Origin of the sequence: Thermobispora bispora DSM 43833, assembly GCF_000092645.1 — a bacterium.
Lineage (GTDB): Bacteria > Actinomycetota > Actinomycetes > Streptosporangiales > Streptosporangiaceae > Thermobispora > Thermobispora bispora.
The window spans coordinates 64,597-87,031 of record NC_014165.1 but is presented as its reverse complement, the minus strand read 5'-3'; the positions used below and the strand labels follow the sequence as shown (position 1 = coordinate 87,031).

Sequence of the window (22,435 nt, the reverse complement as noted above, 5' to 3'; positions counted from 1 at the left end):
ACACCCCGGCGCGGGGCTCACATCCGGGCCGCGGGCCTCACACCTGGCCGGCGCGGATGCGGGCGAGCCATTCCGCGGCCGTCTCGAAGTCGGTGTCGGTGGTGCCGGGCTTGATCTTCGGAGCGACCCGGTCGGCCCGCGGGTAGCTGCCGAGGAAGCGCACCCCGGAGCAGAGCCGGTACAGGCCGGAGATCGCCTCGCCGACCCGGGCGTCGGCGATGTGGCCCTCACAGTCGAAGTGGAAGAAGTACCGGCCGATGCCGTCACCGGTGGGCCGGGACTCGATGCGGGAGAGGTTGACCCCGCGCACCGCGAACTCGCTCAGCATCTCCAGGAGGGCGCCCGGGTGGTCGTCGCGGAGGAAGGCGACGAGCGAGGTGCGGTCGGCGCCGGTGGGCTCGGGCAGCCGGCCGGGCGGGCTCACCTGGACGAACCGGGTCACGGTGTCCTTCCGGTCGCCGATGTTGCTGGCGAGCTCGACCAGGCCGTAGTACTCGCCGGCGATCGCCGGGCTGATCGCGGCGTCGTACGGCGAGGCGGGGGACGCGACCTCCTGCGCGGCCGCCGCGGTGGACGACGCGGCGATCACGACGGCGCCGGGGAGCTCCTTCTCGATGAACCCGCGGCACTGGGTGTGCGCGGCGGGGTGGGTGAGGATGCGCTTGATCTGCCCGAGTTCGGTCCCCGGCCGGGCCAGGAGGGAGAACTCGACCGGCAGCAGGTACTCCCCGGTGATGAGCAGCGGCGCCCCCCAGGCGAGCTCGTCGAGGGTCTCGGTGATCGCGCCTTCCACCGAGTTCTCCATGGGGACAACGGCCCCGTCGGCCTCGCCGTTGCGTACCGCGTCGAGCGCGGCGCCCACGTTGGGGCAGGGCATGCGTTCGGCGTCCGGCTGCAGGCGGCGCAGGGCGGCTTCACAGAATGTCCCCTGAGGCCCCAGATATGCGAGCTTCGCCATGGGGAAAGGGTATCTGAGCTGGTGAGTGGAGGGTGTCCGGTCCGTCCACTCCATACTTCCGCCGCGGACAGCCTTTACCGCTGCGGACAGCCCTCACCGCCCCGCCTTGCGCCGGTCCCCGCCCTCGACCGTGCCCACGGGCCCGTTCTCCCCGGCGGCCTCCGTCCGGGCCTTTGGGCGTACGGCGGGGCGGCGCGCCGGCCGGTCGAGCACGCCGGAGCCGAGCACCCAGACGAGGGCGACGGCGCCGAGGCCGAACCCGTTCTGCACGAGCTTGCCGACCACCGGGCTGAGCACCGGGATCTCCAGCGCCTTGATCGACACGCCCCACCAGGGGATGGGCACCGTGAAGTAGAGCCAGACGGCCGCGGCGGCGAGCAGCCGGCGCGGGTCGCGGCCGGTCCCGGCGAGCGCGGCGAGCGCCACGACCAGCCAGGCGAGGTGGTGGATCCACGCCACCGGGGAGAGCAGCACGGCCATGAGCCCGGTGAGCGCGATCCCGGTCATGGGGTCTCCGGCGCGGTAGGCGCGGCGGGCCCGGCGGAAGCCGTACCAGCCGATCACGGCGACGGCGGCGAGCCAGAGCGCGGTGGTGAGCGGGGCGGGCCAGTACAGCCGGAGCAGCATGCCGCGCAGCGACTGGTTGGTGGTGGCGTTGTTGGCGCCGACGCGGCCGGAGTCGAGCAGGGCGCGGAACCAGTAGTCCCGGGCGTCGTCGAAGACGAGCAGGAACGGCAGCAGGGTGAGCAGGGCCGCGGTGAACACCGCCATGTAGAGGGCCCGGCGCTGCTCGGGGTCGCCGTCCCGCCGGGGGAAGCCGGTGATCGCGAGGTAGATGAGGAAGACCCCGGGGGTGAGCTTGATCGCGGTGGCGAGGCCGATGAGCATGCCGCGCGGCCACCACGGCCGGCGCACCGTGCAGTCGAGCACGCACAGCGCCATGAGGAACACGCCGACCTGCCCGAACCGGAACTGGTCGCGGATCGGCATGAGGTAGGCGCACGCGGCGGTGAGCAGCGCGATGAGCAGGGGTACGGCCGCCCCGCTCCGCATGAGCCGGCGCCACCACGGGGGCCCGGCCGGGGCCGCGGTGGCCGCGGCGACCAGGGGCCGGAAGCAAACCGCGACGGTGACGGCGAGCACGGCGACGATGCCGAGGGTCCACACCCACTGGGCGACCGCCCAGGGCAGCATCGCGAACGGCATGGCGAGCATGGCCGCGATCGGCGGGTAGGTGAACGGCAGCAGCTGCGGCGCCGGGGTGATCACCTCGTAGAGCGGCCGGCCGAGCAGGAGCGCGGCCCCGCCCGCGCGGTAGACCTCCAAATCCACCAGGCGCTGGTCCTCGGGGTTGGTGAGCCAGTGGTGGATGAGAGGCGCGGTCGCCGCCGCGATGACCACCAGGGCGAGCGCCCACGCCCAGGCGGGCGGCCGCACCCTGGTCTTGTCGCCGTCGGTCACGAGCAGGGAGGTTACCGCCGTGGCGGCCGGCGCGGGACGGGCGGCCGGGCCGTGAATCTTTCACCGGGTTTCGCGGGGCGGCCCACCGGCCGCGCACGCCCCGTGGCCGGACGGTCCGGGCGCGGCCCGGTACGGCCGGGGCCTGCGCGGATACGGCCGTCCCTGGCGAAAATTTTCGGCTGCTTTTCGGGACCCGCAAGACCGGCATCCAGAGGGCTTCTCCCATGGCGAAATGCCTGATCAGCACCGAATGATCAGCGCTTTCCCCGCCCCCAGACCGGGATCTAGACAAAGATTGCAGACCCTTGACAGCGCTGCCGCCACTACCTAGATTGCGTGCCACACGGCAGCACGCCGAAATGTTTCGCCTGCTGACCCGCGGAGGATCGGCCGGTGGCGGCGAGGTGCCGCGGCCGCCACCGCCGGTCACTTCCGCCGCACCACACCGGACCGGACCCGGCACACACGTACGGAGACCAGCGTGGAGTCCAGGACCTTCACCCGCCGTTCGTTCCTCGGCCTCTCCATCGGCCTTCCGCTCGGCGCTACCTTGGCCGCCTGCGGCACCTCCGGCCCCACCGGGACGGGCAGCAGCCCGGGTGGCGGAGGGGGCGGTGCCAAGGCCACCTACTGGTTCCTGTCGGGCCAGCCGCAGGAGGGCGTGCGCATGGGCGCCGTCGAGCGGTTCAACAAGGCCAACCCGGGCGGGCAGATCGAGCCGACCACCTTCCAGAACGACGCCTACAAGACGAAGATCAAGACGGCCATCGGCGCGGGCCAGGCCCCGACCATCATCTGGGGCTGGGGCGGCGGGACGCTCCGCAGCTACGTGCAGGCGGGCCAGGTGGAGGACCTCACCTCCTGGTTCGAGGAGCACCCCGAGGTCAAGGACCGGCTCTTCCCGTCCTCGTTCGGCGCGGCGACGATCGACGGCCGGATCTACGCGATGCCGTGCGAGACGGTGCAGCCGATCGTCCTCTTCTACAACAAGCGGGTCTTCGAGAAGGTCGGCGTGGAGCCGCCGCAGTCGTGGGGCGACATCATGGCGCTGGTGCCGAAGTTCAACGCCCACGGCATCGCCCCGTTCTCCCTCGGCGGGCAGTCCCGGTGGACCAGCATGATGTGGCTGGAGTTCCTCTTCGACCGGATCGGCGGCCCCGAGGTGTTCCAGGCGGTGTTCGACGGCGAGAAGGACGCCTGGTCGCACCCGGCGGCTCTCGATGCCCTCACCAAGATCCAGGAGCTCATCAAGGCGGGCGGGTTCGTCAAGGGCTTCTCCTCGATCACCGCGGACTCCAACGCCGACCAGGCGCTGCTGTACACCGGCAAGGCCGCGATGATGCTCCACGGGAGCTGGTCGTACGGCATCCAGGCGGCCGAAGGCGGTGACTTCGTCTCCAGCGGCGCGCTCGGCTTCATGAACTTCCCGCCGGTCGAAGGGGGCAAGGGCGACCCGAGCAACACGGTGGGCAACCCCGGCCAGTACCTGTCGATCTCCTCCGCGGCGACCCCCGAGCAGAAGGAGATCGCCAAGAAGTTCTTCGCCACCGGCGTGCTCGACGAGGAGGAGCAGAAGGGCTGGGTCGAGACCGGCGGCGTGCCGATCGTCAAGGGCGTCGACAAGTTCTTCGCGAACTCCAAGGACGCCGAGTTCCTCAACTTCGTGTACGGCATCGCGAGCAACGCCAAGTCGTTCGCTCAGTCCTGGGACCAGGCGCTCAGCCCCACCGCGGCCGAGGTGCTGCTGGACAACATCGCCAAGCTGTTCCAGCTGTCGATCTCGCCGCAGCAGTTCGTGGACAACATGAACGCGGTCATCGGCAAGTGAGCAGGATCGCGCGCTCCACCCTGACGCCGCAGGCCGCCGCCGGCCGGGGATCGGCCGGCGGCGGCCTCGGCTGGCTCGCACTGCCGGCCCTCGCGGTGTTCGTCGCCTTCGGCGTGGTCCCGCTGATCGGGGTCCTGGCGCTCAGCTTCACGTCCTGGGACGGGCTGGGCGAGATCCGGTGGACGGGGCTGACGAGCTGGCGGGAGGTGCTCACCGACCCCGGCCTGCCGCACGCGCTGTGGGTGACCTTCCTGGTGATGGCGTTCTCCTGGCTGGTGCAGACGCCGGCCAGCATCCTCATCGGGGTGTTCCTCGCCGGGCACCAGCGCTACCGCGAGGTGCTGGCCGTGCTGTACTTCATCCCGCTGCTGCTCAGCTCGGCGGCGATCGCCATCACCTACAAGGCGCTGCTCGACCCGAACTTCGGGCTCGGCGCCGGGCTCGGCGTCGACCTGCTCGTGCAGGACTGGCTCGGCGAGCCCGTGCTCGCCTTCGGCGTGGTGATCTTCACGGTGTCCTGGCAGTTCATCCCGTTCCACGCGCTGATCTACCAGGGCGGCGTGCGGCAGATCCCGCGCTCCCTGTACGAGGCGGCCGAGATCGACGGGGCGGGCCGGATCCGGAAGTTCTTCAGCATCACGCTGCCGCAGCTCAAGTACACGATCATCACCTCGTCCACGCTCATGGTCGTCGGCTCGCTGACGTTCTTCGACCTGATCTTCGTGCTGACCGAGGGCGGGCCGGGTGACGCCACCCGGGTGCTCGCCCTGGAGATGTACAAGCGCGGCTTCCAGGCCAACCTCATGGGGCCGGCCAGCGCGATCGCCGTCGTCCTCGTCCTGTTGGGCCTGGTCCTGGCGCTGCTGCTGCGCCGGATCGGCGGCCGGGACCCGGGTGCCAGCCAGCTCGAAGGGGCCTCATGATCGCGACGAGCAAGCCCGCCCCGAGAACCGCCTCCCGCCCCCGGTCGCGCCGCCAGGGCGTGGGGGAGCGGCCCAACTGGATCGGCGGCGCGGTCGCCTGGCTGTGGCTGCTCGTGGTGATCGTGCCGATCTACTGGATCGTGATCACCAGCTTCAAGACGCAGGCCAACTACTACGCGACCAACCCGCTGCTGCCGCCCACCGAGCCGGTCCTGGACAACTACCGGCTGGTGATCGAGTCCGACTTCCCGCGCTACTTCCGCAACAGCGTCATCGTCGCGGTCGGCGCGGTGGTCCCCGCGGTCGCGTTCTCGTTCATGGCGGCGTACGCGATCGTCCGGGCCGGCGCGGCCAGCCGCTTCCTCCGGCTGGTGAACTCGCTCTTCCTCATGGGGCTGGCCATCCCGCTGCAGGCGGCCGTCATCCCCATCTATCTGATCATCATCAAGCTGCGGCTGTACGACTCGCTCACCGCGCTCATCCTGCCGTCGATCGCCTTCGCGATCCCGCTCTCGGTGCTGGTGCTCTCCAACTTCATCCGCGACGTGCCCAAGGAGCTGTTCGAGTCGATGCGGATCGACGGCGCGGGTGAGATGAAGATGCTCTGGCGCCTGGCCCTGCCGCTCACCCGGCCGGCCGTGGTGACGGTGACGATCTACAACGCGCTGACGATCTGGAACGGGTTCCTGCTGCCGCTGATCCTCACCCAGAGCCCGGACAAGCGCACGCTGCCGCTGGCGCTGTGGACGTTCCAGGGGCAGTACAGCGTGAACGTGCCTGCCGTGCTCGCCTCGGTGGTGCTCACCACGCTCCCGATCCTGATCCTGTACGCGGTGGGCCGCCGCCAGCTGCTCAGCGGGCTGACCGCGGGCATCGGCAAGTGACCCCGTCACCGGCGGGGAGTGGCGCATCGCAGCGCGGCGACGAGGCATCACGGCCGGTGCCGGCCCCAGGCCCGGATCGGTGGCAAAGGCATCGCCTGGCCGCTGTCGGCCGGTGACCACCGAACATGGTGCCGGTCGCCATGGCGTTTTACGGGTGCGCGCCCGGCGCATCCGGCCGATCGCCGGTCCCGGTTCGGCGCGCCGGGCTACGGTGAGGGCGTGGGCGAGCCGGACCCGGCCCGGGGGACCGGCCGCCATCGAACGGCCGGACCGCGGAGACGGCCGCGGCCCGCGCACCGGCGCGCCGCGATGCGGAGGAGGAACGGGACGATCAAGGAAGTGGCGCTGGTCTTCCTGCGCCTCGGCACCATCGCCTTCGGCGGGCCGGCCGCGCACATCGCGATGATGCGCGACGAGGTGGTCCGGCGCCGCGGCTGGGTCACCGACCAGCGCTTCGCCGACCTCATCGGGGCCACGAACCTGATCCCCGGCCCGAACTCCACCGAGCTGGCGATCCACCTCGGCTTCGATCGGGGCCGCTGGCGCGGGCTGATCACCGCCGGGGTGTGCTTCATCCTGCCCGCGGCGCTGATCGTGACCGCGCTCGCCTGGGCGTACGTCCGGTACGGCGGCACGCCGGCGGTGGCGGGCGTGCTGTACGGGGTGACCCCGGTGGTCGTCGCGATCATCGCGCACGCCCTGGCCGGCCTGGTGCGCACGGTCATCAAGGGCGTCTGGCTCGGCGTGCTGGCGGCCGGCGTGCTCGCCGGCTACCTGCTCGGGGTGAACGAGCTGGTGCTGCTGTTCGGCGGCGGCGCCGTCGCCGGGCTCGCCCATCTGATCCGTCATCCGCCGTCTCCGGGCGGGCGGCACGCCCTGGTGAGCGCGCCGCTGCTCCTCACCGCCCGGCCGGGGTTCCCCGCCGCCGACGGCGCCGATCTCGCCCAGCTCTTCCTCACCATGCTCAAGATCGGCGCGGTGCTGTACGGCAGCGGCTACGTGCTGCTCGCCTTCCTCGACGGTGACTTCGTGGACCGGCTCGGCTGGATCACCGAGCGGCAGCTGCTCGACGCCGTCGCCATCGGCCAGGTCACCCCGGGCCCGCTGTTCACCACCGCGACCTTCGTCGGCTACCTCGTCGCCGGCCCGCTCGGGGCCTTCCTCGCCACGGTGGCGATCTTCCTGCCGTCGTTCGTCTTCGTCGGGCTGCTCACCCGGCTCACGGACCGGCTGCGGTCCCGCGCCTGGACCGGCGCCCTGCTCGACGGGGTCAACGCCGCCTCGCTCGCCTTGATGGCCGGGGTCTCCGCCGAGCTGGCCCGCCAGGCCGTCGTGGACCCGCTCACGCTCGCCGTCGCCGTGGCCGCCCTCGGGCTGCTGTGGCGGACCCGGATCCACCACGCCTGGCTCATCGCGGGCGGCGCCCTGATCGGCGTCGCGCACGCCCTGCTCACCTGACCCGCCGGACCCCGGCCCGGGCGACCGGCCGTCCGTGTTCCGCCCTGGCCGCCGAGGTCCGCCCCCGGCGCGTGGGGCCGGCCACGGTCCCGGCCGGTGGGCGGGGTTGCGGCCGCCCGCGCTCGTCCCGGCCGTCAGCTCGCGCCGGCCGAGGCCCTGCGGGGTGACGGCGGCGTCCCCGACCGTGCCCACGCCCGGGCCGGGCACCACCCCCGGGCCACGCCGGCCGGATGGCGCCGGCGAGCCCCATGGCGATGGACCCGGCCGGCCCGCGGAGATTTCTCAGCTTTACCTATATGAACGGTAGGAATTATGGATTAGCGTGGAGTCGTGGCCAAGCTACGCGGCGAAACGGACGTCCCCGTGATCGCGATCGTCGGGGGCGGGGCGAGCGGTACGTTGACGGCGGTGCACCTGCTCCGCCTCAGCCGATCCCACGGCGTCCCGATGCGGGTCGTGGTGATCGACCGGTACGGCAGGCACGGGGTCGGTCAGGCCTACGCCACCGATGACCCCCTGCACCTGCTCAACGCGTGCGCGGACAAGATGAGCGCCTTCCCGGACGACCCGGGCCACCTGCTCCGCTGGGCCCGGACCATCGGGCTGGAGGTCGCCGGCTCCGACTTCCTGCCCCGCCAGGTGTACGGCCGCTACCTGTGCCATGTCCTCGACACCGCGGTCGCCGAGGCGTGGCCGTACGGGCGGCTGGCCCGGGTGACCGGCACGGCGTCCGAGCTGCACGTGCCGGGACCGCGCGGGCCGGTGCGGGTGGCGCTCTCCGACGGCACCGGGGTCGACGCCGACGCCGTGGTGCTCGCCACCGGCAACCTGCCCACCGCGGACTGGCCGGTGGCCGCGGCGGCGGGGCACCGCTACATCGCCGACCCGTGGGAGCCTGGGGCGCTCGGCCGGATCCGCGGCGGCCGCGCGGTGCTCGTGATCGGCACCGGGCTGACCATGATCGACGTCGCGCTCACCGCCACCCGGGCCCGCTCCGACGCGGTCGTCCACGCGATCTCCCGGCACGGCCTGCTGCCCCGGCCGCATCGATGTCCCCCGCCGGCGCCGGTCCCGACGGACCTGCCCGACGGCCCGCTCCGGCTCGCCGAGCTGGTGCGCGCCGTACGCCGCGCGGTCCGTGACAACGGCGGCGAGTGGCAGGCGGTGGTGGACGGCCTGCGCCCGCACATCCCCCGGCTGTGGGCCCGGCTCGGCCACGACGACCAGCGGCGGTTCCTCCGCTCGGTGGCGCGCTACTGGGAGGTGCACCGCCATCGGCTGCCCCCGGCCGCCGCAGCGCGGATCGCCGAGCTCCGGAGCAGCGGCCGGCTCCACGTGCTGCGGGGCACGCTCACCGGCGTCACCGCCGAGGGTGAGCTGCTGACCGCCCGGGTGACGGGCGCGAACGGCCGCACCCGCGACCTCGTCGTGGACCGGATCGTCAACGCCAGCGGCCCGTCCAGCCCGCTCTCCGGGAACCCGCTCTACCGCCGGCTGTTCGCCGCCGGCCTGGCCCGCCCCGACCGGCTCCACCTGGGCGTGGACGCCGATGAGGACGGCGCGGTGCTCGACGCCACGGGGCGGCCCAGCGACCGGATCTTCACCCTCGGCCCGCCCCTGCGCGGCCTCCGGTACGAGACCACGGCGATCCCGGAGATCCGGGCGCAGGCCGCGGCGCTGGCCCCCCGCCTGCTCGAGACGGTGGCCGCGGCGAGCTCGCCCCGGCTGCAGCCGGGCGGCCTTCCCCGCTGATGCGCCGCGAGCGACGAGGTTCCCCTTCTGATCAGCGGGCTCAGCCCCGCCTCCCGCCGCTGCCCGGCGGGGCCCCGGGCCCGCCCATGACGCCGAGCGCCTCTGGCCCGCTCCACCGCCGGTCGCTCCGCGGCCGGCCCGGCCTAGGCGCACGCCGCCACGCCGTGCACCGGCCCTCGGCGGCCCACCGAAGGCACCGGCAGCCGTCCGGCCACCCGGCTGGGATCAGACCAGCGCGCGCGACGCGGCGGCCGCCGACCGGATCCGGGTGAGCTGCGCCTCCACCGCGTCCACGTCGAAGCGCGCGATCGCGGCCTGGAACTCGCGGACCAGGTCGCGCAGCATGTCCATGCCGCTCCAGCTCGCGGCGAACTCCTCGTCGATCGGCTGCACCAGGTCGGCGAGCGTGCGCTCCGCCCCGCGCCGGACCACGAGAATCCGCCACTGCCCGAGGAACCGGTAGAAGTCCTGCAGCCGCTCGCTCGCCAGGTTGACCTCGGCGACGACGTCGTGCAGCGTCCGGTTGACCTCCTGCATCTTGGCCGACATCTCCAGGACGCTGTCGTGCATGGTGTCGCAGAGGTGGGGCACCTCGCTGAGCGAGCTGGCCGGCGCGGCGCCGTCGGCCACCTCGGCGGCGAAGGCGGCGACCATGTCGTTGTGCAGGCTGGCCAGCGCGATGCGGAACCGCAGCTCGGTGAGGTAGCCGCGCAGCTCCCGCAGCCGCGGCCCGAGCTGCTCCAGCTCGGCCACGGCCGTGCGCGCCGGCGTGGCCATCACCCGGGCGACGTTGTGGAGCACCGGTGCGGTGTCGGCCACGCGGGCCGACGCGGCCTGGGCGGTGTCGACTGTGCGCTCGAGGCGGCGGGCGATGTCGAGCACGTTGGTGGACGCCCGCTCGAGCCGCTCGCTGAGCGTCCGGTAGCTGTCGAGCCGCTGCACCAGGGAGGCGAGGATCTCCTCCAGCGCACCCGAGCTGCTCAGCACCTCGGCGATGGCCCCTTCGGCCCAGGGCCGGGCGTAGGTGCCCGACGCCATGCGGCCGCGGGCGGCGACCTCACCGGAGAGCGCCTCGGCGAGGAACTCATCGTGGGAGTGGAACCCGAGCCGGCGCAGCATCTCCTCGAGCCGCTCCTTACCGAGCCGGGCGACCTCGCGCCGGTTCAGCCCGTCGCGCTCGGCCGCCTCCCGCTCGGCCTCGAGCACGTACTCGTAGATCCGCTGCACGGTGGTGAAGAGCGGGGTGCGCGGCGCCATGCGGACCGAGAGGTAGCCGTCCGTCCCCAGGGGGGTGACGGTGGCGAAGACCCAGTAGCTGCTCCCGTCCCTGGCGAGGTTCTTCACATAGGTGCCCACCGGCCGGTCGGCGTACAGCCGGTCCCAGATCAGCCGGAAAACACCGGCCGGCATTTCCGGATGGCGCACGATGTTGTGCGGGGACCCGACGAGCTCCTCGATCGAGAATTGCGAGATCCGGGCGAAGACCGAATTCCCGCTGCGAATACGGCCCTGCCGGTCCGTGGTCGAGAAGAAGAGCTCATCGGCTCCGACTTTTTGCTCTACACCATTGGGGACGGCCACTCTTTGGAGGCTCATCGCCCACCTCCCGGTCTCAGAGGCGCTGCCGGGCGCTTACGGCCCTTCTCCGAAGATGGGTGCGCTATCCGCTCTCATAAGGATGGGGGAAGCATAAAGTGCACCGCGCACATGCCGTACGGCGACCCGTGTGACGCATGATACATCCGGAAAGCCGGATTGTGGGATGCGCCACATCAGGCGGTCACGCCCTGTGACCTGCGACACAGCAGGTGAACGACATCGTATGCGTTGGGTGCATGATCCGAACCGGAGCGCTACCGAATAGACCGCTTGGCACGACCGGCAGATCTGCTTGTGATATTCACCACATGATGAATGACGGGCCGCTGATGCGGTGGTGATACGTGCCTCGCCCTCCCTGGGACCCCGCCCGGGCCGGGCGAACCGCGAACCTCTGGGGTGAAATGTCTATTTTATCCCTATAGCGATCTCCACGCACATCGACTGATTCCGAGATTCCGAATTTTTTTCATAAACGCGAGTTCCCGGTTCCGTGATGGCGACCGGCTGGTGAAGGAATTATTGCCGCCTCCCGGTTCACCGCGCTATCCGTTCACGGGAATTCACCGCATTCTCACCAGAGTGATGCGATTCGCGGGTCACGCCGGCCGCGCGCTCCCATCCCGCGGTGCCGGACGTCGCCGTGGCGGGTGACGCGGCCGCCCTGGCCGGGCGGCTCGACCGGCTCGGCGGGTCGCCCCACCCCAGGGCGCGGCCGCCCGGGCGGCCCGATGGAGGGCCCGGATCTACGAGGGCTCACCCCGCCCCTGCACCACGGCCGGCCGTTCTCCCGCCACGCTCACCCGGTCTCTTGCCGCCGCGCGAACGCGTCGTACCGCCGGAACGAGGAGACCGCGAACCCGACGATGAGGACGAGCACCGTGCAGAGCAGCCCGCCGAGCGCCCAGGCGGTCACCAGCCCGTACGCGCTCGCCATCGCGCCGGCCCGCAGGTCGCCGAGCCGCGGGCCGCCGGCCACCACGACCATGAACACCCCCTGCATGCGGCCGCGCAGCTCGTCGGGCGCGTACGTCTGGAGGATGGTCTGCCGCCAGACCGCCGAGGCGAGGTCGGCGGCGCCGGCGATGGCGAGCAGGGTGACCACCAGCCACAGCGGCCGGGCGAACGCCGCGGCGGCCACCGCCAGGCCCCAGAGCGCGATCACGAGGGTGAGCGCGACCCCCTGGCGGCGGACCCGGCCGACCCAGCCGGAGAACAGCGCGGCCGTGACCGAACCGATGGCGATCGAGGCGGAGAGCCAGCCGAAGGCCACGGAGGAGCCGCCGAACCGCTCCGCGGTCATCTCCGGGAAGAGCGCCCGCGGCATGGCGAGCGCCATGGCGATGATGTCCACCACGAAGGACATCAGCACGATCGGCTGGGTGGCGATGTACCGGAGCCCGTCGAGCACCGAGCGCAGCCCGGGCCGGGAGATCTCCCCGAGGGGTTCGATGCGCGGGAGCCGTACCGCGGCGTAGAAACCGGCGCCGAAGAGGATCGCGTCGAGCAGGTAGGCGAGGGCGAACCCGCCGAAGTGGAGCACGGCGCCGGCGAGGAGCGGGCCGACCACCGTGCCGAAGTTGCTCACCATGAAGTTGAGCGTGTTGGCCGCGGCCACCCGCTCGGTGGGCAGGAGCCGGGGGATGATCGCGCCGCGCGTCGCCGAGGTGATCGCGAAGCCGATCGACTGGACGGCCACCGCGGCGAGCACCACGGGCACGCTGTTCAGCCCGGACCAGGCGTGGAGGAGCAGCGCGACCGTCGCGGACCAGGAGATCACCGACCCGATGAGGAGGAGCCGGCGCCGCTCGATCGCGTCGGCGAACGCGCCGCCCCAGAGGCCGAACACGACCAGCGGGACGAGGCTCACCGGGCCGAGCATGCCGACCCACAGCGACGAGCCGCTGATCGCGTACACCTGGCCGCTCACCGCGACCGCGGTGAGCTGGAAGCCGATGAAGGAGACGCCCTGGCCGACGAGGAGCCGCCGGTAGGGCGCGAAGCTCAGCGGGCGGGTGTCGAGCGCGACCCGTCGCAGCCGCTCCTGTACCCCCGCCATGTCACCTCCCCGGTACCGGGCAGCAACTCTACCCATGGGATGACCCGACGCGTTCCGCCCGGTTTGCCCGGAGGCCCCGAGGGCGGGGACCTCCTCCCGGTCCCTCCTCCTTACGGCATCGCCCGGCCGCAGGCCGCCGGCCGGCCCGGCCGAGCCCTCCCTTCATAAGGGGACCGCCCCGCTTGAGCCCTCCTCGACCGGGAGACCGCTCCTGCGGCAGGCCGCTGGACCGGCCCGGCCGAGCCTCCTTCATCAAGGGACCACCCCGACGGCAGGCGGCTGGGCCTAAGCCGTCCTTCATCCGGGGACCGCCGCGGTGGCAGGTCACTGGGCCGGTGCGGTGACGCTCCCATCGGCCGCCGCGGCCGGGGCGGGCGCCGGGGCGCGCAGCCCGCGCACCCCCGGGAAGAGCACCGCGACGAGGGAGACCGCGACGATGATCACGGCGCACCCGATGAGCGCCGGCCGTGGGCCGATCATGAGCGCGGCCGGTCCGGCCACGAGCAGCCCGATCGGGCCGAACATCAGCGAGCCCAGCGCGTCGTAGGAGCTCACCCGCGACAGGGCCTCGGGCGGGATCTCCCGCTGCATGGTGGTGTTCCACAGCACGCCGAGGACGTCGAAGGAGACCCCCAGCACGAACGCCCCGGCGACCACGGCCCACAGCGGGGCGCCGCCGCCGAGCAGCAGGTACGGCAGGGCGCTGGGGATGGCGAGCAGCGCGGTGATCAGGACGGGCCGCTGGGGCCGGATCCGCATGGCGATGAGCACCCCGGTGAGCATGCCGACCGCCTCGCCGGTGAGGAACACCGACCAGGCAGGGGCACCGCCCAGGTGCTCCTTGGCGATGAGCGGGCCGAGGACGCCGTGGGCGGCGTTCACCGCCATCACGACGATGGAGAACTGCGCGACCACGACCCACAGCCACTGCCGGGAGGCGAACTCGCGCCACCCCAGGCGCAGGTCAGCGATGATCGAGCCGGAGCCGTTCTCCGCGCGTTCGGCGGGCGTGAGGCGGAGCAGCGCGATCAGCACGGCCGCGGCGGCGAACATGGCCCCGCTCGCGACGAGCGCCCAGCCACCGCCGAGCAGGGCCACGGCGGCCCCGCTCAGCACCAGCCCGGCGATCCGGGAGACGTTGGTGACCAGCCCCAGCAGCGCGTTGGCGGTCTGCAGCCGGGCGGCGGGGACGACGTCGGGCACGATCCCGGTCATGGCGGGGACCACGATGGCGCTGGCGATCCCGCTGAACGCGGCAGCCGCCGCCAGGGCGGGGACCGGGGCCCACCCGGTGAGCAGCATCGCGCCGAGGGAGAAGTACCCGATCGCGTTGAACGTCTCGCCGGCCATCATCACCCGGTCGCGGGGCATGCGGTCCGCGATCACCCCGCCGACGAGCATGAAGAGCACCATCGGCGTCGACTCGGCGGCGAGGACGAGGGACAGTGTCGCCGCGGTCGCGCCCGGCAGCTCGAGCACGCCGAACGCCAGGGCCACCGGCGCGAACGCGAGGCCGAGCGCGGAGAACATCCGGGCGGCGAGCATGAGGGTGAAGCGCCGGTCCCGGAGGATGCCGAGGTCCTGGCCGAGGCCGGACGTCCGCCGGTTCCGTGCCCGCATGCGCCGGCGAAGGCAAGAGAGAAGACGTCTGCTCATCGTGGTCGATCGCCCGCGTGGTCGAACGGTCAACAGGTTGCGTGGTCGGGTTTAGTGCACACCGGCGCGAGTCGCCCCGGTCATCCATGCGGCGCACACCGCGTCATCCGCACGGCGCGGCCGTCCGCGCGGCGGGCCGGTCGGATCCGGGCGCGCCCGCGCCGGCCGCGGGCCGTACGGCCGCGGTGGGAGGGGTCAACCGGGCGGACGGTCCAGGGGCCCGGCGAGGAGCACGTGCCCGCGGGGCACCGGGCCGCGGCGGCGGTTCACGCCGGTGCGGCGCTTCTCCTCGTCGGGGTACGGCACGCGTGGCGACACGGATCGCACCGTAACAAGCGCGACCGACAAACTCACCGGATTTTTCGGCGGCCCAAACGCGGGGTGCCCGCCGTTTCCGCAGGCTGGAGCCGCGGGCGGCGGGCGGGGTTCCGGCCTCGGGACGGGCGGTCCGCGGAGCGGCCGTCCGGAGCGCGGGTCCACTGGACGCCGTGACGGCGCGGACCCGCCGGGGCGGCGCGGACCCGCCGGGGCGAACCAGACCCGTTCGATCGGCGGGGCACCTGCTCCGCCGAGCCTGCGAGGCGGTGTGGGGAATCTGGCGGTTTATCTACCTGCGGTTGTACGTCCCGCGGTTTTGCCGCGGGCTTCGCCGTACGAAGCTGGCCCCAGAGGCAGACATAGGACTCCCGGCGGAAAGAAGGTGCATTTCTCCCATGAGGTCTCATCGGGTGACCCAGCACGTCACCACCGGCGGATGGGAGCGAACAGTGGGCGGTGCTTTCGGATGGCGCTTGGGAGAGGTAGGACCTTTCATGTCAGGTGATCGCGTTCCCAGGCGCCCGGCCCAAGGGGCATGGGCCCCCACCTTCGGCTTCCCCGGGCGCTCAGCGGAGACGAGCGCCGGCACCCTGGCCCAGGAGTTCCTGGACGCCATCGCCGACCGCGCCGTCTGGGCCACACCGATCCGGAACGAGTCCGGGGAGATCGTCGACTTCGAGCTGCGGGCGGCCAGCCCCACGGCCATGAACACCGCCAGGCTGATCGGGCTGGCGCAGCCCGGCCGGCTCATGCGCCAGGACAACCCGGAGATCGGCGACACCGAGGTCTGGGAGTGCATGCTCCGGGTCATGGAGAGCGGGAAGGCCGAGGAGATCGCCCGCTACGAGCACAGCGAGAGCGAGGACGGCGTGGTCCGCCACGCCAACTACGCGATCCGGGTGGCCCGCATCGGCGACGGCCTGCTGATCTCGTGGACCCGCCTCGACGAAGAAGAGCGGCTGGCCATGCGGCTGCGGCACACCGAGCGCCTGGGGAACCTCGGCTGGGTCCACTGGGGGCTGTACAGCGGCGAGATCATCTGGTCGCCCCAGCTCTACGCCATCCACGGCCGGGACCCGGACGACGGGCCGCTCGACCTGCAGGAGTACCGCGCCATCGTCCACCCCGACGACCTGGTGATCTTCGACCAGGCGATCGCCATGCTCACCGAGACCGACGGGCCGTGCGAGTTCGAGGTCCGCATCCGCGTCCCCGACGGGCTGCGGCTCATCCGGGCGTGCATCGAGGCGCGGCGGGACATCCGGGGCCGGCCGATCGAGGTCCACGGCGTGCTGCAGGACATCACCCACTGGCAGCGCACCGCCGACCAGCTCGCCGACGTACGGCAGCGGCTCGAAGAGGAGTCACAGCTCACCGCCGAGCTGCAGCACATCATCATGCCCGTCCAGAACGAGCCGTTCCCCGAGGCCGATCTGGAGGTGGCGGTCCGCTACCTGCCCGCGCAGATGGAGCCGCTCGGCGGCGACTGGTACCAGGCGATCCACGTGAGCGACGAAGAGGTGCTGCTCGCCGTCGGCGACGTCGCCGGGCACGGCCTGCCCGCCGCCTCCGCGATGGCCAAGCTCCGCCACGCCATCACCGGGCTCGCGTTCGCGCAGCACGACCCGGGCGAGATCCTCGTGGTGCTCAACCGGCTGCTGCAGCGCATGCGGCCCGATGTGATCGCCACGGCCGTGGTCGCCCACTACCGGAGCACGGACCGGACGTTCACCTGGGCCCACGCCGGTCACCCGCCGATCCTGCTGGTCCGCGGGGACACGGTGAGGCCGCTGTTCCACACCGGGATGATGCTCGGCGTGTCCCAGCAGGTCACCTACTGCTGCGACCGGGTACGGCTCGAGCCGGACGACCTGGTGGTGATGTTCACCGACGGGCTCATCGAACGCCCGGGCCGCGACCTCGCCGAAGGACTGGACGTGCTCTGCACGGCAATCGCCGACGCGGTGCGCGCCCGGCCCGCCGACCGGCTCGCCGCGGTGATGGGCGTCCTGGAGCCGAGCAACCCCCGGGACGACACGTGCATGCTCGTCGCCCGGGTCATGCCGGCCCGGGCCCCGATCCCCGGCCCGAGGCCACCGCGCGGCACCGCGCTCCGGCTCACGGCCTCCGCGTCTGCTCCGCGCCCTGCTGCATCGAGCCGGTCCGCTCCTGCGACCAGTCGGTGGTCGGCTGCTCCACGCCCCGGACGGTGTCCCGTACGGACTCCGCCCAGCGCTTGGCGTTGCCGCGGTACATGGCCACGCCTATGGCGCCGATCGCGGCGCCGGTGCACAGGGCGGCGAGCGGCCAGCGGCGGGTCTTCTTCGGTGCCGTGCTCTCCAGCCGCCTGGCGAGCTCGGTGAGGAACGCGCTCACCACCGGGGCGATCTGCTCCTCCACCGAGTGGGCCGCCTGGTCGAGCTTGGGCGCCGCCCACAGCCGCGCGTCCTCGATCCGCTGTGCCGCGACATCGCGTGCCGTACCGGCCACCGGCGTCATCCGGACGCCGGCCTTCTTGGCCGCGCTCCGCACGCGGCCCATCAGGTCCTGGGGGTTCAGCATGCTCTCCCGGCGTCCTCCCCGCCCCATTGACGTGCGCATCGACGAAATCGCCTCCCTTGCGGACGGGGCCTGCCCGGCCCCCATCTCCTCTGGATGGTCGCGGCTCCGGTTGCGACCGCTCGATACCCTGTGAGACGGATAACTAACGCCAGTCACCCAAAGGGGGCGCCGTCCGTGGCCGAGACTCTGATCGCCAATCTGCGTACCAATCACGGCACGATCCGCATCAAGCTCTTCCCGGACAAGGCGCCCAACACGGTGCGCAATTTCGTCGAGCTCGCCGAGGGCACCCGGGAGTGGCGGCACCCGGCGACCGGGGAGCGGATGACCACCCCGCTCTACAACGGGACGATCTTCCACCGGGTCATCGACGGGTTCATGATCCAGGGCGGGGACCCGATCGGGCAGGGGACCGGCGGCCCCGGGTACATGTTCGACGACGAGATCCACGACAAGAACCGGTTCGACCGGCCGTACCTGGTCGCCATGGCGAACGCCGGGAAGTGGCGCGGCCGCGGCACCAACGGCTCGCAGTTCTTCATCACCGTGGCACCGCAGCCGCACCTCGACCGGAACCACACGATCTTCGGCGAGGTGATCGAGGGCACCGAGGTGGTCGACTCGATCGCGCGGACCCCCACGGACCACCGGGACCGCCCGCTCCAGGACGCGGTGATCGAAGAGGTCACCATCGAGCGATCCTGAGGGAACGCCTGCCGGGCGCCATCGGCTTATAGGCTGGCGTCAGCGACCCGTCTTGGAAGGACTCCATGACCTCCCAGCCACCGCCGAGCCCACCGCATCCCCCCGGGGCGGCGGTACCGACCTGCTACCGCCACCCGGATCGCGAGACCTACGTCCGCTGCCAGCGCTGCGACCGGAGCATCTGCCCGGACTGCATGCGCGAGGCGGCCGTCGGCTACCAGTGCCTCGACTGCGTCCAGGAGGGCAACCGCACGGTACGGCGGGCCCGCACGGTGTTCGGCGGTGCCCCGGTCACCACGGCGCGCGTGAGCTGGACCCTGCTCGCGATCAACCTGCTCGCGTACGTGGCCGAGGTGCTCGACCCCGAGCGGGTGATCAGCGCCTACGGGATGTGGTCCATCGGGGTGTACCAGGGCGAGTGGTGGCGGCTGATCACCAGCGCGTTCCTGCACGCCCCGCCGCCGTCCTTCTGGCACATCCTCTTCAACATGTGGGCGCTCTACGTGATCGGCCCGGATCTGGAGCGCCTGCTCGGCTCGGCGCGGTTCGCCGCGCTCTACCTGCTCTCCGCCCTCGGCGGGTCGGTCGCGATCTACCTCTTCGGCGTGGCGGCGCTCGGCGCCTCGGGGGCGATCTACGGCCTGTTCGGCGCGCTGTTCGTGGTCGCCCGGCGGCTCGGCACCGACGTGCGCGGCGTGCTCTGGCTGATCGGGATCAACGTGCTGATCACGTTCGTGGTCCCGGGCATCAGCTGGCAGGGCCACCTCGGCGGGCTGGTGACCGGCACCGTCGTGGCCGCCGGCCTCGTCTACGCGCCCGAGCGGCACCGCACCCTCGTCCAGTCCGCGGTTGCGGTGGCGGTGCTGGCGGCGCTGATCTGCGCCGTCACGCTGCTCCCGCCGTACCCGCTGGCGCTCTTCCGGTGACCGTGCGCTTACCGCCGCTTGAGTGACACGCCAGGCTGTCGATCATTCACAGCCTGTGGATAATCGCTGTGGAAAGCCGGCCTCTGGAAACCGCCATCTTGGGCGGCTCAGCGCCACCTCGTGGAGAGGATCACGCCCAGGATGATGAGGCCGAAACCGACCAGCAGGTTCCAGTTGCCCAGCGTCTCGATGCCCGGCGTCTGCGGCGCGATGTAGTAGACCGCGATCCAGAGGATGCCGACGATCCAGCAGGTGACCATGAGGGGGGCGAGCCAGCGCGGGCTCGTCTTCACCGCCTGCGCCCGCTTCGGCGGCGTGTAGACGGCCTTCTTGCGAACCTTCGACTTGGGCACGGGATCTCTCCTGATAGGCCTGCGGTCTTCGGTCAGTAGCGTAACCGCTGTCCGGCGTGGTGCGGGGCAGGGACGGTACGCGGTGGGGACGGCGTCCCGCGTTCCCTTCCTATAGTGGGGAGTCCGGCACTCCTCCCGCCACCGGAAGGCGTATGACCGCGACCCGTGTGCTCGTGGTGGACAACCACGACAGCTTCGTCCACACGATCGTCCAGTACCTCCGTCGGCTCGGCGCCCACTGTGACGTACGGCCGCGCGACCGGGTGGGCCTCACCGACACCGCGGGCTTCGACGGCGTGCTCATCTCCCCGGGGCCGGGCAGCCCGGAGGCGGCCGGGATCAGCGTGCCCCTGGTCCGGCACGCCGCGGAGCACCGGCTTCCGCTGCTCGGCGTGTGCCTGGGCCACCAGGCGATCGCGGTGGCGTACGGCGCGACCGTGGCCCGGGCGCCCGAGCTCATGCACGGCCGGACCAGCCCGATCCTCCACGACGGCCGCGGGGTGTTCCGCTCGCTCCCGTCCCCGGTGACCATGACCCGGTACCACTCGCTCGCGGTCGTGCCCGGGACGGTCCCCCCGGAGCTGGAGGTGAGCGCGGTCACCCCGGACGGCGTGATTATGGGGGTACGGCACCGCACCGCGCCGATCGAGGGCGTCCAGTTCCACCCTGAATCGATCGCTTCCGAGCACGGTCATCGGCTTCTGAAAAATTGGCTCGAGATGTGTAACACTCGCCCCCTTTGAAACGACGTACCGGGTGAGGGCTTCCGCCATTGCCCCCGAGTGGCGGAAGCCCTCACCCATGTCCGGGCGCATACCGCCGTCCCGCCGCCTCGCGCGCCCGGGTCCGCGAGGCGCATCCGCCAGACGCGGTTCTACCGGCGCCGCCGTACGCGGTTCTCCCGGCGGCGCGTCCGCCGGCGATCCGTCTCGTCCCCTTGCGTCGCCCGCCCGCGTGCGCCGGCCGCCGCACCCCCGCGCCCCGGGAGGCGCCGGCCGATGAAATGAAAACGCGGCCGCACCAGGGCGGCCGCGAGCGCTCGGCGAGCGGCGGACGGCGCTCCGGCGGCGACCGGAGGGGTCACCGCCGTGGCCCGTCCGCCGGGCCCGGATCACCCGAACGGGTCGCCGTTCAGGTCGATGCCGGCGCCGTCGTCCTCGCCGTCGTCCGTGGGCAGGTCGTCCATCGGCGGCTCCGTGGGCAGACCGTCATCGGGGTTCTGCTGCACCGCCGGGCCGCTCGACACGATCAGCGTCACCGTGGTGCCGGGCTGCAGCTTGGTGCCGGGCGCCGGGCTCTGGTCGATGACGTTCCCCACGGGGACGTCGCTGTTGCGGGTGACCACCTTCACCTTGAAGCCGGCCCCCTCCAGCGTGGCGCGCGCCTCGTCCTCGGGGATGCCGACCACGCTCGGCACCTGGGCGAGCTCCCGCGGCACGTACAGCCGGACCAGCGTGTCCTTCGCCACCCGCTGGCCGGGCTTCGGGTTGGTGTCGTACACCTTGCCCTGCGGCTTGCCGGGCGCGGTCTTCATCACGATGCTCACGTTGAGGCCCAGGGCCTCCAGCTCGGCCTTCGCCTCCTCCGGCGTCTTGCCGATGATGTCGGTCGGGATCGAGACCAGCTCCCGGCCCTTGGAGAGGATGACCGTGACCGTGTCCCCCAGCGAGACCTCGGTGTCGGCCGCGGGCTCGGTGCGGATCACCGAGTTCTTCGGCACCTCGTCGTGGTACTCGGCCGGGCCGTAGGCGACCTTGAGCCCCAGGTCGGTGAGCGCCTTCTCCGCGGCCTCCTTGGTCTGGTTCACCAGCTGGGGCACCTTGACCTTGGTCGTGCCCGACGACCCGGGGCTGAGGAACGCGTAGCCGATGCCGATGAACGCACCGATGATCAGGAGCGGGATCACGATCCACAGCGCGGTCTTCAGCGCGGTGTTCCCGCCGCCGCGCCGCCGGTCGTACCGGCCGTTCCGCTCCGGCGGGCCGTACTCGTAGTCGGGGATGGCCTGGGTCGCCTGCACCGACGGGACGTCGGTCGCGGTCATCGTCCGGGTGCGGTCGGCCGCCCCGCCGTACTGCTGGTAGCTGGTGGCAAGGGCCATCGTCTGCGGGTCGACCGGCAGGCCGGAGAGCACCCGCTGGATGTCGGCCCGCATCTCGGCGGCGCTCTGGTAACGCTGGAACGGGTCCTTGGCCATCGCCTTGAGCACGATGGCGTCGGCCCACTTGGGGATCTCCGGGTCGATGTGCGACGGCGGGATCGGGTCCTCTCGGACGTGCTGGTAGGCGATGGCGACGGGCGAGTCACCCGTGAACGGCGGCTGGCCGGTCAGCAGCTCGTAGAGCACGCAACCGGTGGAGTAGATGTCGCTGCGCGCGTCGACGCGCTCACCGCGGGCCTGCTCGGGGGACAGGTACTGGGCGGTTCCGATCACCTGGGCGGTCTGGGTCATGGTGGCGGCGGAGTCGGCCATCGCCCGGGCGATGCCGAAGTCCATGACCTTGACCTCACCGCTGTTGGTGAGCATGACGTTCGCCGGCTTGATGTCCCGGTGCACGATGCCGCCGCGGTGGCTGTAGTCCAGCGCCCGGAGGATGCCGTCGGTCAGCTCCAGCGCCCGTTCCGGCAGCACCTTGCGCTCGGTGCGGAGCACGTCACGGAGCGTCCGGCCCTCCACGTACTCCATGACGATGTACGGCACCGGCGTGCCGTCCACCACGTCCTCGCCGGTGTCGTAGACGGCGATGATCGAAGGGTGGTTCAGTGAAGCGGCGGACTGTGCCTCCCTCCGGAACCGCGCCTGGAAAGTGTGGTCCCTGGCGAGGTCGGAGCGGAGCGTCTTGATCGCGACGATCCGGTCGAGCCGGATGTCCCGGGCGCGATACACCTCCGCCATGCCGCCACGCCCCACGACGCTTTCGAGCTGATAGCGTCCGCCGAGAAGTCGTGGCTGAATCATGTTCTGCACTGTCCCTTGCCGTTCATCTGGTGCC

Annotated in this window: 17 protein-coding genes; 9 read left to right on the top strand and 8 right to left on the bottom strand. The window is 72.0% G+C overall.

The window, feature by feature from the left end; all coding sequences use genetic code 11:
• Window positions 1-37: 37 nt before the first annotated feature.
• Both pheA and TBIS_RS00375 read right to left on the bottom strand, forming a co-directional pair.
• Entirely contained in the window at window positions 38-958 is a 921-nt protein-coding gene (gene pheA / locus TBIS_RS00380) for a prephenate dehydratase (protein ID WP_041431014.1), read from the bottom strand.
• A 93-nt stretch (window positions 959-1,051) separates the two neighbouring features.
• Window positions 1,052-2,419 (bottom strand): glycosyltransferase 87 family protein, encoded by a 1,368-nt coding sequence (locus TBIS_RS00375; protein ID WP_013130339.1) that lies wholly within the window; start codon window positions 2,417-2,419, stop codon window positions 1,052-1,054.
• Between the two features lie 481 nt (window positions 2,420-2,900).
• On the opposite strand from TBIS_RS00375, the gene TBIS_RS00370 reads away from it, so the two are divergent.
• The 5 genes from TBIS_RS00370 (at window position 2,901) to TBIS_RS00350 (ending at window position 9,264) form a co-directional block, all read left to right on the top strand.
• On the top strand, window positions 2,901-4,247 hold the full coding sequence (locus TBIS_RS00370) for an extracellular solute-binding protein (protein WP_013130338.1): 1,347 nt from the start codon (window positions 2,901-2,903) through the stop codon (window positions 4,245-4,247).
• On the top strand, window positions 4,244-5,170 hold the full coding sequence (locus TBIS_RS00365; protein ID WP_013130337.1) for a carbohydrate ABC transporter permease: 927 nt from the start codon (window positions 4,244-4,246) through the stop codon (window positions 5,168-5,170). The genes TBIS_RS00370 and TBIS_RS00365 overlap by 4 nt, the downstream gene beginning before the upstream one ends.
• Complete coding sequence (locus tag TBIS_RS00360; RefSeq protein WP_013130336.1) at window positions 5,167-6,054, top strand: carbohydrate ABC transporter permease; 888 nt, start codon at window positions 5,167-5,169, stop codon at window positions 6,052-6,054. Before TBIS_RS00365 ends, TBIS_RS00360 begins: the two co-directional genes overlap by 4 nt.
• A 339-nt stretch (window positions 6,055-6,393) precedes the next feature.
• On the top strand, window positions 6,394-7,512 hold the full coding sequence (gene chrA / locus TBIS_RS00355; protein WP_206771187.1) for a chromate efflux transporter: 1,119 nt from the start codon (window positions 6,394-6,396) through the stop codon (window positions 7,510-7,512).
• Window positions 7,513-7,842: 330 nt separating this feature from the next.
• On the top strand, window positions 7,843-9,264 hold the full coding sequence (locus TBIS_RS00350) for an FAD/NAD(P)-binding protein (protein ID WP_013130334.1): 1,422 nt from the start codon (window positions 7,843-7,845) through the stop codon (window positions 9,262-9,264).
• 225 nt (window positions 9,265-9,489) lie between these two features.
• Here the strand turns inward: TBIS_RS00350 and TBIS_RS00345 are convergent, their stop codons facing one another.
• The 4 genes from TBIS_RS00345 to TBIS_RS19985 form a co-directional block, all read right to left on the bottom strand.
• Complete coding sequence (locus TBIS_RS00345) at window positions 9,490-10,860, bottom strand: PAS domain-containing protein (protein ID WP_013130333.1); 1,371 nt, start codon at window positions 10,858-10,860, stop codon at window positions 9,490-9,492.
• Between the two features lie 802 nt (window positions 10,861-11,662).
• The gene (locus TBIS_RS00340) at window positions 11,663-12,922 is read right to left on the bottom strand and encodes an MFS transporter (RefSeq protein WP_013130332.1); all 1,260 of its coding nucleotides are present in this window, start codon (window positions 12,920-12,922) and stop codon (window positions 11,663-11,665) included.
• Between the two features lie 324 nt (window positions 12,923-13,246).
• The gene (locus TBIS_RS00335) at window positions 13,247-14,542 is read right to left on the bottom strand and encodes an MFS transporter (RefSeq protein WP_013130331.1); all 1,296 of its coding nucleotides are present in this window, start codon (window positions 14,540-14,542) and stop codon (window positions 13,247-13,249) included.
• A gap of 231 nt (window positions 14,543-14,773) precedes the next feature.
• Window positions 14,774-14,896: a hypothetical protein gene (locus TBIS_RS19985; protein WP_273372101.1), complete on the bottom strand. Its 123-nt coding sequence runs from the start codon at window positions 14,894-14,896 to the stop codon at window positions 14,774-14,776.
• Between the two features lie 494 nt (window positions 14,897-15,390).
• On the opposite strand from TBIS_RS19985, the gene TBIS_RS17960 reads away from it, so the two are divergent.
• The 3 genes from TBIS_RS17960 to TBIS_RS00315 all read left to right on the top strand — a co-directional run bounded on the left by TBIS_RS17960 (window position 15,391) and on the right by TBIS_RS00315 (window position 19,089).
• Window positions 15,391-17,259, top strand: coding sequence for a PP2C family protein-serine/threonine phosphatase (locus TBIS_RS17960; RefSeq protein ID WP_050760372.1), 1,869 nt, complete (start codon window positions 15,391-15,393; stop codon window positions 17,257-17,259).
• A 373-nt stretch (window positions 17,260-17,632) separates the two neighbouring features.
• The gene (locus TBIS_RS00320) at window positions 17,633-18,163 is read left to right on the top strand and encodes a peptidylprolyl isomerase (protein ID WP_013130329.1); all 531 of its coding nucleotides are present in this window, start codon (window positions 17,633-17,635) and stop codon (window positions 18,161-18,163) included.
• A gap of 65 nt (window positions 18,164-18,228) precedes the next feature.
• Complete coding sequence (locus tag TBIS_RS00315; RefSeq protein WP_013130328.1) at window positions 18,229-19,089, top strand: rhomboid family intramembrane serine protease; 861 nt, start codon at window positions 18,229-18,231, stop codon at window positions 19,087-19,089.
• Between the two features lie 107 nt (window positions 19,090-19,196).
• Here the strand turns inward: TBIS_RS00315 and TBIS_RS00310 are convergent, their stop codons facing one another.
• The gene (locus tag TBIS_RS00310) at window positions 19,197-19,442 is read right to left on the bottom strand and encodes a cell division protein CrgA (protein WP_013130327.1); all 246 of its coding nucleotides are present in this window, start codon (window positions 19,440-19,442) and stop codon (window positions 19,197-19,199) included.
• Window positions 19,443-19,594: 152 nt separating this feature from the next.
• Between TBIS_RS00310 and TBIS_RS00305 the strand changes: the two genes are divergently transcribed.
• The gene (locus tag TBIS_RS00305; protein WP_013130326.1) at window positions 19,595-20,185 is read left to right on the top strand and encodes an anthranilate synthase component II; all 591 of its coding nucleotides are present in this window, start codon (window positions 19,595-19,597) and stop codon (window positions 20,183-20,185) included.
• A 368-nt stretch (window positions 20,186-20,553) separates the two neighbouring features.
• On the opposite strand, the gene pknB is transcribed toward TBIS_RS00305, so the two are convergent.
• Complete coding sequence (gene pknB, locus TBIS_RS00300; protein WP_013130325.1) at window positions 20,554-22,401, bottom strand: Stk1 family PASTA domain-containing Ser/Thr kinase; 1,848 nt, start codon at window positions 22,399-22,401, stop codon at window positions 20,554-20,556.
• Window positions 22,402-22,435: the final 34 nt, after the last annotated feature.